Genomic DNA, 18,048 nt, shown 5'->3' with positions numbered 1-18,048 from the left:
GCCCGAGCCCCGCGGTTACGTAAGCCGCGGGGCTTGCCCGCGTGCCGCAATGTGTTCAGGTGAGATCGGCGAAGCCTTCCGCTTCTTCGATGCGGCCGGACACGATGAGCACATCACCGGCGGCGACCACGGTATCGGCGGTGGCGTAGGTGAATTCGCCGCCGCGGTGCTTGATCGCGACCACGGTGATATCGAAATGCTGGCGTAGGTCGCTGGTGGTGAGCGTCTTGCCGATGCTGGTCCTGGGTGCGCTGGTTTTGGCCATCGCATAGTCGGCGTCGAACTCGATGTAGTCGATCATCCGTCCGGTGACCAGATGGGCGACCCGCTCGCCCATATCGTGCTCGGGCAGCACCACGTGATGGGCGCCGACGCGTTCGAGGATCTGGCCGTGGCGGCGGCTGGTGGCCTTTGCCCAAATCTTCGGGATCCGGAAATCGGCCAGTAGCGAGGTGGTCAGGATGCTGGCCTCCATATTGGAGCCGATTCCGACCACCGCGTGCGGGAAGTCCGGTACCCCCAGCTGTTCCAAGGCCTCCATATCGGTGGTGTCGGCGACCGCGACATGGGTCAGTTCGTCGGAATACTGCTGGACCAGAGTCTGATTGGAATCGATCGCCAGCACTTCCGAGCCGTGGGTGACCAGTTCCCGGGCCAGCGCGCTGCCGAACCGTCCGAGTCCGACCACCACGACCCGGGTGCCCTGTTTACGCGGAGTTCTAGCCGACAATGGGACGCTCCTCGGGCAGTTCGTAGCGGCGGCTGCGGTCGCGCAGCGCCAGCGCGGTGGCCAGGGTGATCGGGCCCAGCCGCCCGATGAACATCAACACGATCAACACGATAAGCCCCGGATCGGGGATATCGGCGGTGATACCGGTCGACAGACCTACCGTTCCGAACGCCGACACCGCCTCGAACAGCACCGCATCCAGGTCCATCCCGGTGATCACCAGCAGCGTGAGCGTGCCGAGCGCCACGGCGCCGACACCGAGCAGGGCCACCGTGATCGCCTGACGTTGCACGGGTGCGGCCAGCCGCCGCCCCATCACATGGACTGTCGGCTCGCCCCGCACCTCGGCTGCGATCACGAACGCCAGCAACGCGAACGTGGTCACCTTGATCCCGCCGGCAGTGCCCGCGCTGCCACCACCGATGAACATCAGCACATCGTTGATCAGCAACGTAGCCGAATGCATCGCCCCCACATCGAGCGAATTGAAGCCCGCGGTGCGAGGCGTGAGCCCGTGAAAGCCACCGACCAGCAACTTGTGCGCAGTACCCAGCGGCCCCAAGGTGCCCGGGTTGGTCCACTCGAACGCGATCACCGCAACCACCCCCACCGCACTCAGCAGGGCGTAGGTGACCAGCGTGATCCGAGTGTGCAGCGACCACCGCCGCCATTTTTTGCCCGGTATCCGTTGCCGGCGCAGTGTCCGGGTGACCTCGAAGATCACCGGAAACCCCAAGCCTCCGATGACCAGTGCCAGTGAGATCGGCACGATGATCCACGGGTCGGTGGCGAACCCCATCAGACTGTCCGAATACAGCGCGAATCCGGCGTTGTTGTAGGCCGACACCGCATGGAAAACCCCCGAATACACGCCATGCCACCCGCGCTCGCCGTATCCGATCATGAACCGGGCCGTGAGCGCGACCGCCACCAGTGCCTCGACCAGCAGGCTCATCCGGATGACCCCGATGACCACCCGCCTGCTTTCTCCCAACCGCACCGTTTTGGTTTCCGTCTGTGCGATGAGCTGCATGCGCAGGCCCATTCGGCGCGCCACCAGCAACCCCAGTAGTGAGGCCAGGGTCATGATCCCCAGTCCACCGATCTGGATCAGCCCGAGAATCACCAGTTCACCGAACAACGACCAATGACTTTCGGTGTCCACGACTACCAGCCCGGTGACACACACAGCCGATACCGCCGTGAACAACGCCGTGACCGGATCCGTGAAAGTTCTCGACTCCGACGAGATCGGCAGTATCAACAGTAGAGTGCCCACCACGGTGGCCGCACCGAAGCCGAACACCACAAACCGCGCGGGATGCCGCGGTTGCCGCAACCAGCTGCCGAGCCGGCGCGCCGTTGTGCTGCCGGGAAGCGGGCGAGCAGCACCAGGGGGTGTGCGTGGAGTACTCAGGGGCATTCCTCGGGCCGGGCCGCGCGACACCGTGGCCGCCGCCGCTGACGGGTGGACCCGCCGGAAGCTACTGCCATCCCGGGGCGATCGCAAGACTGTGGGCCCACCGTGCCGGACGCGCCGCACATCCCACCGGGGCGGTGGTGCCGAGCTGCTACCGTGTTCGGCGGTGTGCCGGGAAGCCTGGTCGGCGAGCATTATCGTGCTGCGACCAGGGAGAAATCGTGAACTGCTGCTGTACAGCCCGCCGATACAATTCGACCCCGCCAGGCCGGACGGCAAACGAATCGGCGCGGCGGTGATTTTCCCGGCACGGGCGCCGGCCCGCTCCCGCGCTGCCCGGGCGGCATTCAGGCTGGTCGGGATGGTACGCATCCCCGAACACACACCCAGCCCCATCCGTGCCATCGGCCTGCGTATCGGATACGCGCTCGCCGCCCTGGCCGCCGCTGTACTCGTCGTCTACCTCGGACGAGACGGCTACAACGACGCCGCCGACGGCAAAGTTTCGCTTACCGACTGCGCCTATTACGCGACCGTGTCCCTGTCCACCACCGGGTACGGAGACATTCGCCGATCACCGACCAGGCGCGGCTGGTCAACACCTTCGTCGTCACACCACTGCGCGTGTTCTTCCTCATCGTGCTCGTCGGCACCACCCTCTCGGCGCTCACCGAGAGCTCCCGGCAAAACTTGCGCATCCAACGCTGGCGCCACCGTGTGCACGACCACACTGTGATCATCGGCTACGGCACCAAAGGCCGCGCCGCCGCCCAAGTCCTGCTTGCCGCCGACATCCACCCCACCTCCATCGTGGCAATCGACCCGACCGCGACGACACCACGGTCCTGGCCACCCTCACCGCCCGCCGCCTGGCACCCCGCGCAACCATCACCGTCGCCGCCCGTGGAAGCGAAAACACCCACCTCCTGCACCAAGCAGGAGCCAACAGCGTGCTCATCTCCTCCGAAACCGCCGGACGACTCCTGGGCTCGGCCACCCATCAGCCACCGGGGTCCTCGGCACCGTTCAGTTGTTGCTGGATCCGGTCGAGCGCGTCGCGGATCGCTTCGATCTGAGCGTTGAGCTCGGCGATCGTCGCCTCGTCCAGCGAGGGCGGGGCCTGCTCGGGCGGTACGGCTCCCGGCGGTGGTGCGAGTGCCGGCGGTGGCCTGCCGGGTGAAGGTGGTGCCGCGGGGCTGCCGCCGGGCGCGGTGGCGAGGTTTCCGGTGTCGGCGCCGAATACCTGGTCCAGTGCCTCAGCGAGAGTGGGGGCGTAACCGACCCTGACGCCGGCCGTGGCGGGATCGCGGTAGCTCACCAGAATTCGGGCGAGCTGAGGGAAGGTCGAGGTGTTCGGTGTGGTCGAAATCCGCTCGGTGAACAGTGGTTCGACGTAAAGTATGCCGCCCTCGGCGATCGGCAGAGTGAGCAGGTTGCCGTACTGGATGCGGTTCGACCGTTCCAGCAGGGTGCGTTCGGACGCCACGCGGGTATCGGAGATCATCGAGTTCTGGATCTGCTGCGGCCCCTGGGTGAGGGTGTCGGTGGGGAGTTGCAGGATGGTGAAACGGCCGTAGTCGCCGGGGTCCGAACCGACCGAAATATAGGCGGACAGGAACTCCCGGTTGAACCCGACCATCGCGCTGGCCAGCCGGAATGACGGCTCCGCATCCTGCGGATCCCCCATCAGGACATAGAACGGGGGCTGATGGGGGTTGGTATCGACGGTCGGATCGCTGGGTACCGACCAGAACGCGTTGGTGGTGAAGAACTCTCGCGGTTCGTTCACATGGTATTTGGCCAGCATCTCGCGCTGGACGCTGAACAGATCCTCCGGATAACGGAAATGGGCCCGCAGCTCGTCGCTGATCGATTCCTCGGGTTCGACGGTTCCCGGGAAAACACTCATCCACGCATCGAGGACGGGATCGTCGTGATCGACCTGATAGAGGGTCACCGTGCCGTCGTAGGCGTCGACGGTGGCTTTGATCGAGTTGCGTGCGTAGGAGATCTCCTCGAACGGGCCGGCGGCGGGATCGCCCGGGTTGGCGAGGGCCTCCAGCGAACCGGTTTTCGCATAGGGGTAGCCGTCGATCGTGGTGTACGCATCGACGATCCAGACGATCCGGCCGTCGACCACCGCCGGGTACGGGTTGTTGTCGGTGGTCAGCCAGGGGGCGACCAGCTCCACGCGATGCCGCGGGTCCCGGTTGAAGATGATCTTCGAATCGGGGCCGATCGCGCCGGAGAAGATGATGTTGCGTTCGGCGTAGGCGGTGGCGAAGGCCAGGCGGTTGAACCAGTTCCCGATCGGGACACCACCGGCGCCGGTGTAGGTGTATTTCGTGCTGTCGGTGTCGTATTCGCGTGGTTCGGTGCCGCCGCCGACAATGGCGTAATCGGGGTCGGCCGCGGCGATCACCTCACCGAAGTAGATCCGGGGCTGATCGACGGGAATCAGCTGGTTACCGGTCGCGCCGGTGGCGATATCGCTGACCGTGTAGATCGGATAGCCGCTGTTGCTGCTGCCGGTATCGCCGGCGGCGTCGCGGACCGCGGCATTGACGCGGTTGGCCGGGGCGGCGACGAACCCGTTGCCGTGGGTGTAGACGGTATGCCGATTGACCCAATGCCGCTGATTGCCGCTCAGCGCCTCCGGGGTCAGCTCCCGCGCCGCGACCACGTAGTCACGCAATTGCTCGTCGATGCGGTAGCGGTCCAGATCCAGATTCTCCGGAAAACTGTAGAAATTCTTCAGCTGCTGTTGCTGGGTGAAGGTTCGCGACAGCACATTCGGATCCAGCAGGCGGACATTCGCGAGGGTCGTCGCGTCCGCCGGGACCTCCGGCGGCGGGCGGGTCCCGATACCTGGGTACGGCTGGTACTCGACGCGGTCGCCACCGATCCCGTATGCCTGCCGGGTCGCGGCGATATTTCGCTCGATGTAGACACGTTGCTTATCGGCGGCGTTCGGACGGACCGAGAGTTGCTCCACCGCCAGCGGCCAGATCCCGCCCACCAGGATCGATGACAACAACAGCATCGCGGCGGCCAGCGCGGGGATGCGTAGATCCCGGACCACGACGGCGGAGAAGAACGCCGCGGCGCAGATCACCGCGATCGCGAACAGGATGAGCTTGGCCGGCAGCACGGCGTTGATATCGGTGTACCCGGCGCCGGTGAACGTCGGTTCCTGGCTGTCCCCGGCGAGCAGCGTGTATCGGTCGAGCCAGTAGGCGATGGCTTTCACCAGGACGAAGAGCCCGGCGAACAACACCAGCTGGACGCGGGCGGGATGGCTCAGACCCGGGCGACCACCGGAGAACCGCAGGCCACCGAACAGATAATGCGCTGCCAGACCGGCGAGGAAACCGAGGAAGATCACCACGAGCAGCCAGGTCACCACGAGCCGGTAGAACGGCAGGTCGAAGACGTAGAAACCGATATCGTGCCCGAACTCGGGATCGCGGATATCGAAGGATCCGCCTTGCAGAAACAGCTGGACTGTCATCCATCGCGACTGGCCGATGAGCCCGCAGACCAACCCGATCCCACCGGCGATCCCCAGCCCGAACAACCGGCGCCGCCGCAACACTGTGGCCCGGTAGGGCTGCAGATAATCCACCTCGCCGGGGGTTGCGGCCACCAGCGGGCGATAGCGCAACGCCGCCCACATCGCCGTGAGAACAACCGCGCTGACGAGGACCGCGATTACGGTGAACAGTGATAGGCGGGTGATGAGTACGGTGCTCCAGACACTGCGGAAGCCGACTTCGCCGAACCACAACCAGCTGGTGTAGGCACCGACCAGTCGCGCGATAACGAGCAGTAACATGAGCAGGCACGCAGCGCCGATCAGCAGCAGTCGCGCGTTGCGGGGCAACTGCGGCAGGCTCAAACCATCGGTTTCGCTCATAACCCACACTTCCGTGGCTGCGTAGCCTGTGAGCGGGGTGCCGGTACCGGCCCTATTGTTCCGATTCTACCGACGCGGCCCGAACCCTCCGCGACCACATCGTCGACGATCTCTGCCGCGTCGAAGCCGGAACGGTCCCGGGAAAGCCGACGCGGTCGGTGCGGCGAATACATCGCGGCGAAACCTCGTCGTGAGGCGATCGAACGCCCCCGCGCCCGTTTTTACGGCATCCATACCGAGGGCATTCGGCGCCGAGGACGGAGTTGTACAGCCGGAAAACCGTCGTGCGACCCCACCTGTCAAAAGTTTCAAAAACTATTGAAACTTTTGATACCATCTGTTGGGCAATAGGTTCGATCACAGAAACGAGTGGTATGGCCAGCTCTCCGCAGCGCACCGCACGGCATGAGTACGCCGACGAGATCGGCTTGTATTACGAGGAACGGGGTCTGCCGCGCATCGCAGGACGCATCCTGGGATGGCTACTGGTCTGCGAGCCACCCCAGCAATCCGCCGACCAACTAGCTGCTGAACTCGGTGTGAGCCGGGGCTCCGTCAGCATGTCCATGAAACTGCTCCGCGCCAACGAGGTCATCGAGATCGTCGCCTTTCCCGGTGATCGGCGCACCTACTACCGGCTGCGCCCCGGCTTCTGGCTGGAGGAAGCGAGCCAGAAGGCCCGCCAAGCCGCCGAATGGGTCAAGGTCGCCGAGCGCGGTCTCGATCTGCTCGCCGATTCCCCGCCCGAATCACGGCGCCGCCTGCACGAAGCCCGCGAGATGTATTCCTTCCTTGCCGAGCAGTACGCCCGGATCGAAGTCTTGTGGCACGAACGCCAGGCGAACGCATCGGACCGTCCCTGATCGAGATCGGAACAACGCCAGTCATGAGTCACGTCATCGAAATCGACGGCCTCACCTTCACCTATCCCAAATCTGCCGAGCCGGCAGTCTGCGGTATCGATGTCACCGTCGAATCCGGGGAGATCTTCGGTTTTCTCGGTCCGTCGGGTGCCGGGAAGTCCACGACGCAGAAGATCCTCACCGGACTGCTGACCGGTCACGGCGGCCGGGTGTCGGTGTGGGGCAAAGAGCCCGCCGCGTGGAAATCCGAGTACTACCAGCGGATCGGGGTCTCGTTCGAGCTACCGAACCACTACCTCAAACTCACCGGGCGAGAGAATCTGGAGTTCTTCGCTTCGCTGTACGACGGACCCACCGAAGACCCGATGCGGTTGCTGGAGCGGGTCGGGCTCGCCGAGGCCGCCGATACCCGGGTTGCCAAGTACTCCAAAGGAATGCAGATGCGCCTGGTATTCGTCCGGGCGCTGCTGCACCGCCCGCAATTGCTGTTCCTGGACGAACCGACCTCCGGGCTGGACCCGGCGAACGCCCGGATCGTCAAGGACATCATCACCGAACTGCGGGCCGACGGTCGCACCGTCTTCCTGACCACCCATGACATGTCCACCGCCGACCAGCTGTGCGATCGGGTGGCTTTCGTCGTGGACGGCAGGATCGCCGCACTGGCCTCACCCACCGAACACAAACTGTCCCGCCACCGCCGGCAGGTCACCGTCACCTACCGTTCGGGCTCTGCGCTGGAACACAAAGACTTTCCACTGGACGGGCTGGGTGACGACCCCGCCTTCCTCGCACTGCTGCGCGAGCAGCACATCGAATCGATGCACAGTCAGGAAGCCAGCCTCGACGATGTGTTCATCGACGTCACCGGCAGGGGCCTGAAATGAGCGCGTCCACCACATTGCGGCAGGCCTTCGTCCTCGACCTCCGGCTGCAGGTCAAATACGGCTTCGTCTATGCGGCGGTGTTCTCCGCTCTGGTATGGGAGGTCTTCCTGTATCTCGTACCCGCCGATCTTCATCCGGTGGTGCTTCCGTATGTCGTCTTCGGTGACCTCGCCATCGTGGGATTCTTCTTCATCGCCGCGGCGGTGTATTTCGAACGCGGTGAGCGCACCTTGTTCGCCCTGCTGGTGACACCGATGCGGTTCCGCGACTACTACACCGCCAAACTGGCCGTCCTGACCCTGTTGAGCCTGCTGCTCTCCCTGGTCATCGCGATTTCGGGCGTCGGCGCGGACTTCGATCCGGTGGCGTTGACCGTCGGAGTCGTCCTGTGCACGGTGCTGTTCTTGATGGGCAGCTTCATTTCGGCCACTCCGTTCGAGAACGTCTCCGAATGGATCATGCCCTCCACGGTGGTTCTCACCGTCCTGTCGGTGCCGCTGTTGAACTACTCGGGACTGTGGAACAGCTACCTGACCTACCTCGTGCCCACCCAAGGGCCACTCATGCTGCTCGGCACCGCTTTCGACCAGACCACGCTGGAACCGTGGCAGCTGGCCTACGCCACGCTCTACCCACTCGTGTCGATCGCTGTGCTCGGTGTGGTCTCGCGCCGCATGTTCGACCGGCACATCGTCGCCTCGCAGGGAAAGGAATGACATGGCCGCAGTAATGGCCGCCTACGGCCGCAACGATCTGCGCAACATCCGCCGCGACACCCTGCTCATCGGCGTTTCCCTCGGCCCGCTCGGCTACGCACTGGCCATGTGGTTCGTCCCGGCTCTCACCCGCTACCTCGATCAGCAGCACAACTTCGATCTGTTGCCCTACCACACCATCATCATCTCCGGATTCGTCCTGATCGCTCCCTGCGCGGTACTCGGCTTCATCTGCGCCATGATCCTCATCGAGGAAAAGGACCAGCGCACACTGGCCGCCCTGCGAGTGACCCCGGCGCCGCCCATGAGCTATCCGCTCTACCGGGCCGTGACGACTACCCTCGCCACGGCGGTATCTCTCACCGTCGCGCTGTGGCTCACCTTCCTGGTACCCGCCGATCTGATCATCGCCGCAATCCCCGTCACCCTCCTCTGCGGAATGAACGCGACCCTCATCGGCCTGATGCTGGCTGCCCTCGCCCGGAACAAAGTAGAGGGAATGGCCCTTGTGCGCGGGCTCGGCGGTGTTCTCGTCGGACTGCCCCTGATCCCGTACTTCTTCGACGACAACCCCTTCATGCTCCTGTTCGGGCTGTTGCCGACCTACTGGCCGGCCAAGGCTTACTGGGAGGCCGCCGACGGCGGCACCATGTGGCCGTACATCCTGATCGGCGCCGGCTATTGCGGCCTGCTGTGCTGGTGGTTCCTCCGGCGACTCGGACACCAGAAGTACTGAACGATTCGGTACCGAAAACCGGAAGAGGCCGATATCGGCCGGTTCGACGCGCCGAGGACGAGCAATGTAGTGATGAGTCAGGCGCCGTGCGGCCTGGGCGCCGGCGCGCTCCGCAGAATCAGCAGTAGGGCCAGTACCAGGTATGCTCCGGCAATTGCGAGGTTGAGGACACCTTGGCTGGTCTGGCTCTGCTCGAAACGGTCGAGTGCGGCAATGGTGATCACGCCGGAACCGAAGAGGTAACCGACCGTCAGAGCGGGCGCAGCGATGCGAACAGGGAGTGCCGCGCCCACCAACAGCAGTAATGAGAACGCGGCATCGGGAACGGCGAACATGTTGTCCGCCCGGTAGTCGGCGTCGATGGTCAGCATGATGATCAACCATGAGCTGACCGGTACGGCAGCGATTCTGGCGACGGTGATCAGCGACATGTCCACTCCTGGCGTGTTGTTCAGTGACGGGGCTGCTCCGGTCCGGCCACGGTGAGGATCGAGTCGACCAAGCCGGGGAATCTGGTCTCGAGTTCAGCGATGCGCAGGGTGTTCATTCGCTGTCGCCCGCTGTCGAACTGGCGGATCAGCCCGGCGTTGCGCAGAGCCTTGAAATGGTGGCTGAGGGTGGATGGTGCGACGCCGAGACCGAATGTGCCGCACGGCCGGTCGCCCTCCTCGATGAGCATCCGTACTATCCGCCGTCGAGTCGGGTCGGCGAGGGCGTGCAGGACATCGTCTATCGACACCTCGTCGATCGATGGGTGATCGGCGGACTTCCACCGTCCGAGGGGCACCACACCTCCTGGAGAATCTCTTCTACACCTGTCGAATACAAACTAGCCGAAGCGGAATCTTTTCGATAGATCTCGAAGAAATATTCGTGACGCGCGCATCGGCTTCGCGACACCGCAGTGACGATCCAGTCCGGTGCTCGCCGAAAGCCCTTCTCCCCGGACGGGGTACGCCGTTATTGACCTCGATGCCCGCATAGAGTGGTGGGTCGAGAGAGTACGTGTGCAACCGGTGCCAGCGCGCCCGGTTGCCGGAGCGAAAGGGGGACGCGGTGGATTTTCTGCCATTGGTCACCGACCGCGGCGAGCGGATCGACTTCCTGATGATGGGTCTCGGCTGGGACCCTGCGCAGCGGAGGCTGTTCCGGCATCGGGAGATCGATCTGAACGCGACAGCACTGCTTTTCGGTGGGCAGCAACTGGTCGATGCTGTCTATCACGAGCAGTTGACCTCCCAGGACGGCTCCGTGCGGCATTTGGGTGACAGCGTGACCGGTGACGGCGAAGGCGACAACGAGGTCATCTCGATCGATTTCACCCGGGTTCCGGCCGTGGTCGACCGGATCGTCCTGCTGGTCACCTGTTACACAGGCCAGACCTTTGCCGAGGTCGAGAACCCGTTCTGCCGGTTGGTGGATGCGCGAAACGGGGTCGAACTGCTGCGGCACGACCTGAGTCTCTACCCCGCCAGCGGTTTCGTTCCGGCGGTGCTGGTTCGTGGCGAGCACGGATGGCGGCTACGTGAAATAGCGGACAAAGTCAACGCCCAGCATCCAGTGGAGGCAGTGCCCCAGGTTCAGAGGTACCTGGTCTGATCGCTGTCACCCTCCGTCCTCGGTGGTGCCGCAGTTGTTGTTTCGGTGAGTGAGTCGTCGACCGGCGACCGGGCCGGAGTTGTCGATCCGGAAACATCTGGGTGTCCTGTTGACGAGCAGCTCACTCAGTTACTCGAGTGTGCCGGCGCTCACGGCGGCACCATCTTCCGAGTTACCTCGAACGAAGACCGGCTCGACGTCGCCCAGGACATCGAGGCGGTGGGCCTCGCCGACGGCTTCGACCGTACGACCGCCACCGATGCGGATGCTGCGAGTGACCTCTCTGTGAGCAAAGGGGCTGTAGCCCGTAGACGTGGTCGGACGCCACAGCGCGATCGAGAAGCTCTGATCACACAGCGTCGGCCGCCGTGCCATGTCGGGAAGAAGCCGGTAGATGCAAGACTCGAGCGGGCCCACCGGTAACCCCGCGCTTTCGTCGTCGAGGTGGCATCGGCATCAGGCTTTTGTCGAGAGGAGACTGTTCGAGAACTGAAGGCGGGCACCATCGGCGGGTTCCGCCCTTTGTGCTGGTCAGCTCTCTTTTCGTGCTCCTGGCCATCTCGGCGAGGTGAACCGGGCCGCTTTCCTGTCGTGCGTCGGGGGATTTGACGCTTTGACCAACGATCAGTGCGGGCCGGGTTCGTGCTGCTGGTCTCGGGGCAAGCCGCGAAGAGGCGCCGCGCGGGTTGGGCCTCTGCGGAAGCTGTGATCAATGCATTGCAATTCCGTTGCAGCCCAGCGTTATTCGTGAAGCCAGAGACCTGCACTACCGGTTACGGTGGTCGCCGCGCCGGGGTGGTCGTTGGTGTTGGGCTCCGCACACCGATCCTGTCCGGGCCGGTGGGCTCATGACGGTCTATGTGGGGGTCAGGGGTTCGAGTCCCCTTAGCTTGAACCGTCACGGGTTGGGGGCCGCTTCCTTCGTAGAGGACGATGGTCACCATCATGTCGAAGCGTTACCCGCCCGAGGTTCGTGAAAAGGCCGTGCGTCTGGCTCTGGAAAGGCTCGATGAGTACGGATCTGCCTATGCCGCTGCCCGTGCGATCGGCCCGCTGGTCGATGTGCCTCACGAGACTTTGAGGTTGTGGATCAAGAAGGCCCTCGAGACGGGATCTCGCTCCGGGGCACCAGCAGCGACGGGCTTGGCGTCGGCCGAGCGGGACGAGTTGGCGCGGCTGCGGAAAGAGAACCGGGAACTCATGCAGACCAATGAGATCCTGAAGCTGGCTTCGAGTTTTTTCGCGCGGGAACTCGACCCGCGACACCGCTGATCGTCGGGTTCATCGACGAATACCGCCAGGTCTACGGCGTCGAGTCGATCTGCCGCGCACTATCAGCGCACGGCGTGCAGATCGCGCCCAGGACCTACCGCAAGGCCCGGCATCGGCCGGCCTCGGAGCGTGACATCACCGACGCCCAGGTCGAGAACGCCCTGCGGGATCTGCAGGACACACCCGAAGCGATGTACGGCCGCCGGAAAATGACCCGCTACCTGCGGCGCCAGGGCCACGAGGTGGCATTTTGCACAGTCGACCGGTTGATGCGGAAGCTGCATCTCAATGGCATGGTCAGGGGCCGCAAACACCGGACCACGATCCCAGCAAAGGACTGTATACGTGCTGGTGACAAGCTCAACCGAGACTTCACCGCTGCTGCCCCGAACCAGGTGTGGGTCGCCGATTTCACCTATGTCTCGACCTGGACCGGATGGGCGTATGTGGCGTTCGTGTTCGACGCCTACTCCCGCGCGATCGTCGGCTGGACCGCGGCGAGTTCGAAGACGACCGCCCTGGTCACCAAGGCGCTCAATATGGCGGTCTGGCGGCGTGATCATTACGGTCATCCGGTCGAGCCCGGCCTGAGATTTCACACGGATGCAGGATCGCAATATACGTCGGTGATATTCACCGAATCACTTGCTGTGCAGGGCCTCTCGCCATCCATCGGATCGGTTGGCGATGCCTACGACAACGCCTTGGCCGAGTCGATCATCGGCCTGTTCAAAACCGAGGTCGTCAATCGGCACGGCCCGTTCAAGACGCTCACCGAGGTCGAATTCGCACTCATGGAGTGGTGCGACTGGTACAACAACACGCGTCTGCATTCCCGGCTGGACTACCTCAGCCCATCAGAGTTCGAGTCCGCGTACTACGCTCAAAATCCGCCACGCCGACCGGCGCTGGTCTGAAACCGAAGCCGGTCCCTTACCCGTGACGGTTCATGGTGGCTGATCGTCCATCATGTGTGCCTTGGTACGGTAGTTGGTGATCGGTATCAGGTTCTGACGGACAAGCAGTGGGAACTGCTCAAGCTATTGTTGCCGAAATCCGAAGGGCGCGTGGGCCGTAACTTCTCCAACAATCGTGTGGTGGTCGAGGGGATGTTGTACCGGCTGCGCACGGGTGTGCCGTGGCGAGACCTGCCGGAGGTGTACGGGCCGTGGCAGACGGTGTGGAAACGGCGCCGCCGATACGCTGCCGATGGCACCTGGGATCGGGTGCTGACCGCGTTGCTGGCGTTGGCCGGTACCTCCGGTGACCTGGACTGGGTGGTGTCGATCGATTCGACGATCGTGCGCGCGCACCAGCACGCCGCCGGGGCCCGGGCCGCCGACCCGGAGTGTGGGTTATGAACCGGCCGACCACGGGCTGGACCGCTCGCGAGGCGGGCCGCCGACCAAGGTTCATGTCGCCACCGACGGCGATGGGCGGGGCCTGGTCGTGCTGATGACGCCCGGACAAGCTGGTGACTCGCCGATGTTCGACGCAGGTGTCGGTGCCCCGACTCGACGGGGGACCGCCCCGACGCAACCCCGACACGGTCGTCGCGGACAAGGCGTACTCAGCAGCGTCGAATCGGGCCTTGCTGCGGCGCAAACGTATCCGGGCAGTGATCCCGGAGCGTGCCGATCAGATCGCCAACCGTAAACGCCGAGGGCGCGCCGGCGGGCGCGCACCGGACTTCGACACTGTCGCCTACAAGCGCCGCAACGTGGTCGAACGCGCATTCAACAAGGCCAAACACTGGCGTGGGGTCGCGACTCGCTACGACAAGATGGCCGTGACTTACCGTGCGGGGTTCACTATGGCCCTGATCGTCGAATGGCTCAGATCATTGGGAGACACGACCTAGCCGACTGGCAACTCCTGGCGATGCCGGCGCGGTGTGGTGGGGACCTCATGCGTCGGGTGCCGACGAATGGCACACCAGCTGTACGACACCGGGATACCCGAATGCCTTCGACACGGTTCAATCGGCGATATGGAAAAGAGCAGTCCTCACACAAACGCACCAGTACGGTCCTGGGGGCAGGCATCTGTCTGCTGCGAGCCCTGGCATCACGGCATGGGTTTCAACAAACTCCGGTGGCCGGTCGAGCGCAGCTTCGCCTGGTTGCACGACTCCAAACGCTTGCGGTCTGGTGCGAATGCCCACTGGTTTTCTCACGCTGACACCGGGTCTCGTTCGGTCGGGCCTGCCACTGAGCACAGCCGGGTTCGGCCGAGAACAGCCGAGTGCAGCCGAGTGCAGCCGAAGAGGGTGACTGCGATTGATTTTGCCTTTGGAATGGGAGTCCAACACACCAAAGGAGGCGATATGTGGAAAGAAATCGGTATGACGTTTCGGGCAGCGATGAAGGATTGGGGCACCACCGCGCGGCTGTGCGTACTGGTTGCTGTCCTGGCCATCTCTGCTGCTGCCGTCACATGGATCGCGTCCGCCCGGTGACTACCTGGAGCGGAAGTGATTTGGCAGGATACTGCTCGTGATAGACGATGAGGCGCAGCAGTCGATCGAGGACCTCGCTGCTGCACTGGCCGACCTGCGGATTCATGCTGGAAAGCCAAGCTTCGCGCGGATTCAGAGCTTGTCGAAGTTGCGGGGCTCGGATTCAGCGGTGGGAAAGGCGGCATCGCTGCCGAGTACGACTGCCTCAGATGCTGTGAGGGGCAAGCGGCTACCCTCGGCTGCGACGGTATTAGCCTTCGTCGATGCGTGTCGCAGAGCTGCCTATGAAGACGGGATCGTCATCGATTCTCAGCGGTTCGAGCGAGCGATGTGGCAGCAACGGTGGCGTATGGCGCGGGATCTCCAGGATATGCAGAACGACGCCTCCGTAACCACATGCTCCGCCGCTACCAATAGCGGGCCAGCGGTCGGAGTAACCGATCATGGCGAACCGGCGGTGCCTGCGCCGACTGCAGTGCAACTTGGGGATAAAATTGCGCATTCTGGGACAACGTTTTCCAGGGCCGACCCGCTCATGTCTGTGTCTACGAATCGATCGAACTCGCGTAGTGATCCTTTGCAGGATGTGCTCCGCAAGCCAACGGAGATCCAAATCTCTTCGATCGAGATTCTCGAATCTAATATCTTTGCTGCCCAGGTTATTCGCTTCGATCGTCTCACCGGCATCGTCGGTCGGCATGGGACTGGCAAGACGCTCCTGCTGCGGTTACTCGATCATGCCTTCGGACTGGCACCCCACCTTCTAGCGCAGCCCAATCTAGGCACCCTCGAACATCTCGGCAACCCGATCGAGTTCGTCGCTGACGTCACTGTGCTACGCGCTGGCCAGCCAGTCACCCGCCGAGTCGAATCCGCGGCGGACGGCTCTGACCGAGAGTCGGGGAGCGCTCGCTATCGCGGGTGGGAATCCAGTCTCGGTGCCGAGTTCGCGCCACACTTGCTGAGCGTCCCACTGATGTTCGACCTCCTTGAGAACCACAACCAAGAGTTCGATCGCAGGTTTCGCGCCAATAACTATGACCAGCACGCTCAATACGACTACACGACCCGAGACCTTCACGCAGCTCGGGAGATCGTCGGCCGAGACTACGCATCGATCACAGCACACAGCTACTGGCACAGCCGCGACCCCGAAGGATCGGCCTTCAGCTTCGCAGCCATAGATGTGGACGGGAACGAGATTGGCACTTCGATGATGAGCCTCGGTGAGATATGGACCCACTATCTACTCGGCCACGAGAATCTCGTCACGGACGCCCACGAGCCGCGTCTTATTGACGAACCCGAATCCTTCCTCGCGCCACGGGGCCACGGGCTCATCGTCGACGAACTGATTCGACAGACCGTGCGCCATCGCCGTCAGCTGATTCTATCGACGCATTCTCCGCAAGTCCTGTCCCGATTCCCCGTATCGAATCTGCGGATGTGCACGCGGACATCGAACGGAATCCGGGTTGCCGAGCCGACCAGCCTGGCCCAGGTACGCGACGCTATCGGCGTCGAAGTCGCTGTTCGTGTGGTGGTGCTGGTCGAGGATGCACTCGCAGCGACGGTATTCACGCTGCTGTGCGAACAGACCGATCCGTCGTTGGCCCGGGAAGTCGAGGTGGTGGCGACCGGCGGGCCGAATGAGGTCGTCGCTGGTCTGCGGGTGATGTCATCGTCCGGCAGAATCATATACGTAGGGGTTCTCGACGGCGACCTGCGATCAAACCCAACCCCGCCCTTCGCCGCGGGCCGACTCTTCTTCCTACCCGGGATGCGGTCCCCGGAGCACGAACTGCGTCATCTGGCATCGCGCGCACCCAGCAAATTGGCACAGAAGCTGGGGTGCTCGACCTGGGATATCGAAGTAGCGCTGGATTCGTTGACCCGTCTCGATCATCAGTACTGGATCGGTCGAGTTGCCGAGCAGCTGGCGCGCCCACCGGAAGTACTCACTCATGCCCTCGTCACACTGTGGATGCAGGAAGCGGAGATTTCAGAGTTCATTGAGGTCGTTTCGCATATTCGCCGTATTTCTGAAGGGGTGACCAGGTGACCTGTCGCCCTGTTCCGCCAAGGACTCATCGCTGGCATCGGGTTCCTCGCGTTGATCCGGATTGCAGCCGTGCTCCGCTGCGCCGCGGCGTCGACCGAGCGCGGAGCTCGGTGCGAGTAGAACAACCGGGCAGGTGTCGCGGATCAGCTCGACTACCGGTTGATCGTCGAGAGCGGCCACGGGCACCTTCTGGGCTCGGAATTCCTCGGCGCGAGTATTGCACGCGGCACCGCGGGTCACCCGCCGATAGCACCAAATAGGATGCGCTCTGCCCGCATCGCCACCACCGCCATCGCGATCACCGCCTGGCCGACAGGCTGGACTCGCGATAGGCGGATCGATCGAGTGCGGCGGACCGGTCATCGTTGGTCCCGAACCTGGGGCTGGTGCGAGCCCCATAGTGATCGATTGGCGTGTTCATGCCTTCCCGTCCAGCTCCGGTAGCCGGAGTTCCGCACGGTGTACCAACGTGGGGTTTTGGGTCGGTTCCCCCTCCCGACATGAACCCCCACACGATGGGCACTGCAGGGTGAGTGACAGGGACGGATGGGGGTTGCGGGGCGTGGGGTCGCTGATATGCCAGGTTCTAGGTGATCGCGGACTGGTCGACGACGGCTCTCGAACTGCCGTTGTCCGCGATGTGCAGTGTTGAACTGCAGATGAAAGAGGGCGACGCTCCATGGGGCAGATTTGCCTGAGTTGGGTGTCCAATGCGGGCATGAACACTTATATAGTGGTCTGACCTGGGAATATGCAGAAAAACGGCTCATGCAATCTGGGTATAATCGCAGGTAGAGACGTTTTCGTGGTGTCCGGAGGGGGATCAGAACACTGGCTTTGCAGCAGGTGTGCACACTTTCGGGGTGCATGCCGTCACAGTACACGATCGTGCGGGTACTCCTTCCTTATGGCTTCGACCCTGTCGACTTGTACCGACGAGCAGTCCTGGCCCCGGTGCCTGTATACGACCGCCGCCGAGATGGTGAAGTAGCGAGGTGGAAAGATCAGGGGGCCTCGATGCGCACTTTGCCAAGTGGGGGCGCAGCAAGGGCTGGATGCCGTTGTACCCGGACCAAACCTCACCACCGCAGAGTATCCGGCTTGGCCCCCGCAGCCCACCGAGTCGCGGCGCTGGGCCGGATTTGGACACGCACGCCGTATGACTTGCCGGGGCCGCCCGCCCATGAGAGTCCTGTTCGGGTCAGTGGTCCGCGGTGAGCCACGCGGGCTGGAATGAGCACCGCCACCCTGTAGGGCCATCCCCGCGGGTGGGGGGGGGCGCCCCCCCCCCCCCCCCGGCGGCCCCGGGGGCCCGCGGGGCCCCCCCCCCCCCCGGGGGGGGGCACCCGCCCCACCCCACCCCCCCCCCCCCCCGGCGCCCGGCCCACG

12 protein-coding genes, 2 pseudogenes and 1 other annotated feature are annotated in these 18,048 nt (G+C 63.8%); of the genes and pseudogenes, 9 read left to right on the top strand and 5 right to left on the bottom strand.

The annotated features are described in order from the left end of the window. Window positions 1-55: 55 nt before the first annotated feature. A complete protein-coding gene (locus QH276_RS13115) occupies window positions 56-688 on the bottom strand; it encodes a potassium channel family protein (RefSeq protein ID WP_280397860.1) in 633 nt (210 codons plus the stop codon). 31 nt (window positions 689-719) lie between these two features. Beyond that, window positions 720-2,153, bottom strand: a complete 1,434-nt coding sequence (locus QH276_RS13110; RefSeq protein ID WP_432278581.1) for a TrkH family potassium uptake protein — start codon at window positions 2,151-2,153, stop codon at window positions 720-722. A 358-nt stretch (window positions 2,154-2,511) separates the two neighbouring features. On the opposite strand from QH276_RS13110, the pseudogene QH276_RS35530 reads away from it, so the two are divergent. After that, window positions 2,512-3,157: pseudogene (locus QH276_RS35530) on the top strand (potassium channel family protein); the annotation flags it as partial. Here QH276_RS35530 and QH276_RS13095 read toward each other — a convergent pair. Next, on the bottom strand, window positions 3,151-6,066 hold the full coding sequence (locus tag QH276_RS13095; RefSeq protein WP_280397840.1) for a UPF0182 family protein: 2,916 nt from the start codon (window positions 6,064-6,066) through the stop codon (window positions 3,151-3,153). The pseudogene QH276_RS35530 and the gene QH276_RS13095 overlap by 7 nt on opposite strands. 374 nt (window positions 6,067-6,440) lie before the next feature. Between QH276_RS13095 and QH276_RS13090 the strand changes: the two genes are divergently transcribed. Genes QH276_RS13090 through QH276_RS13075 form a run of 4 tightly spaced genes read left to right on the top strand, consistent with a single transcriptional unit; the run spans window position 6,441 to window position 9,268 of the window. Continuing rightward, window positions 6,441-6,929, top strand: coding sequence for a GbsR/MarR family transcriptional regulator (locus QH276_RS13090; RefSeq protein WP_280397839.1), 489 nt, complete (start codon window positions 6,441-6,443; stop codon window positions 6,927-6,929). A 23-nt stretch (window positions 6,930-6,952) separates the two neighbouring features. Then, window positions 6,953-7,816 carry an ABC transporter ATP-binding protein gene (locus QH276_RS13085; protein ID WP_280397838.1) on the top strand — a complete coding sequence of 288 codons (864 nt, stop codon included), beginning with the start codon at window positions 6,953-6,955 and terminating at the stop codon, window positions 7,814-7,816. Continuing rightward, a complete protein-coding gene (locus QH276_RS13080) occupies window positions 7,813-8,532 on the top strand; it encodes a fluoroquinolone transporter permease (RefSeq protein ID WP_280397837.1) in 720 nt (239 codons plus the stop codon). Before QH276_RS13085 ends, QH276_RS13080 begins: the two co-directional genes overlap by 4 nt. A gap of 1 nt (window position 8,533) precedes the next feature. Continuing rightward, on the top strand, window positions 8,534-9,268 hold the full coding sequence (locus QH276_RS13075; protein WP_280397836.1) for an ABC transporter permease: 735 nt from the start codon (window positions 8,534-8,536) through the stop codon (window positions 9,266-9,268). A gap of 77 nt (window positions 9,269-9,345) precedes the next feature. Here QH276_RS13075 and QH276_RS13070 read toward each other — a convergent pair whose 3' ends face one another. Then, window positions 9,346-9,699, bottom strand: coding sequence for a hypothetical protein (locus QH276_RS13070; RefSeq protein WP_280397835.1), 354 nt, complete (start codon window positions 9,697-9,699; stop codon window positions 9,346-9,348). A 20-nt stretch (window positions 9,700-9,719) separates the two neighbouring features. Beyond that, window positions 9,720-10,055 carry an ArsR/SmtB family transcription factor gene (locus QH276_RS13065; RefSeq protein WP_280397834.1) on the bottom strand — a complete coding sequence of 112 codons (336 nt, stop codon included), beginning with the start codon at window positions 10,053-10,055 and terminating at the stop codon, window positions 9,720-9,722. 269 nt (window positions 10,056-10,324) lie between these two features. Here QH276_RS13065 and QH276_RS13060 point away from each other — a divergent pair, with 269 nt between their 5' ends. The 4 genes and pseudogenes from QH276_RS13060 to QH276_RS13045 all read left to right on the top strand — a co-directional run bounded on the left by QH276_RS13060 (window position 10,325) and on the right by QH276_RS13045 (window position 16,659). After that, a complete protein-coding gene (locus tag QH276_RS13060; protein WP_280397833.1) occupies window positions 10,325-10,867 on the top strand; it encodes a TerD family protein in 543 nt (180 codons plus the stop codon). 945 nt (window positions 10,868-11,812) lie between these two features. Then, window positions 11,813-13,056, top strand: a protein-coding gene (locus QH276_RS13055) for an IS3 family transposase (protein ID WP_280397859.1) whose coding sequence is annotated in 2 segments (ribosomal slippage) — window positions 11,813-12,107 and window positions 12,107-13,056 — 1,245 coding nt in all. Because the reading frame shifts where the segments join, the coding sequence is not laid out codon by codon here. Continuing rightward, window positions 12,099-12,228: a sequence feature (AL1L pseudoknot), on the top strand. (Overlaps the previous gene by 130 nt.) Window positions 13,057-13,110: 54 nt before the next feature. After that, a pseudogene (locus QH276_RS13050) lies at window positions 13,111-14,000 on the top strand (IS5 family transposase). Window positions 14,001-14,634: 634 nt separating this feature from the next. Next, window positions 14,635-16,659, top strand: coding sequence for a hypothetical protein (locus QH276_RS13045; protein WP_280397832.1), 2,025 nt, complete (start codon window positions 14,635-14,637; stop codon window positions 16,657-16,659). Window positions 16,660-18,048 lie beyond the last annotated feature (1,389 nt).

It is taken from the genome of Nocardia carnea (assembly GCF_029869215.1).
GTDB classification, from domain to species: Bacteria; Actinomycetota; Actinomycetes; order Mycobacteriales; family Mycobacteriaceae; genus Nocardia; species Nocardia carnea_B.
Note: the sequence above shows the minus strand (reverse complement) of the source record. Positions and strands in the feature narration are given on the sequence as shown.

Coding starts and splice junctions, on each gene's coding strand:
- QH276_RS13090 (WP_280397839.1), top strand. CDS start 6,441: ATGGCCAGCTCTCCGCAGCGCACCGCACGGCATGAGTACGCCGACGAG.
- QH276_RS13110 (WP_432278581.1), bottom strand. CDS start 2,153: ATGCCCCTGAGTACTCCACGCACACCCCCTGGTGCTGCTCGCCCGCTT.
- QH276_RS13075 (WP_280397836.1), top strand. CDS start 8,534: ATGGCCGCAGTAATGGCCGCCTACGGCCGCAACGATCTGCGCAACATC.
- QH276_RS13095 (WP_280397840.1), bottom strand. CDS start 6,066: ATGAGCGAAACCGATGGTTTGAGCCTGCCGCAGTTGCCCCGCAACGCG.
- QH276_RS13080 (WP_280397837.1), top strand. CDS start 7,813: ATGAGCGCGTCCACCACATTGCGGCAGGCCTTCGTCCTCGACCTCCGG.
- QH276_RS13085 (WP_280397838.1), top strand. CDS start 6,953: ATGAGTCACGTCATCGAAATCGACGGCCTCACCTTCACCTATCCCAAA.
- QH276_RS13070 (WP_280397835.1), bottom strand. CDS start 9,699: ATGTCGCTGATCACCGTCGCCAGAATCGCTGCCGTACCGGTCAGCTCA.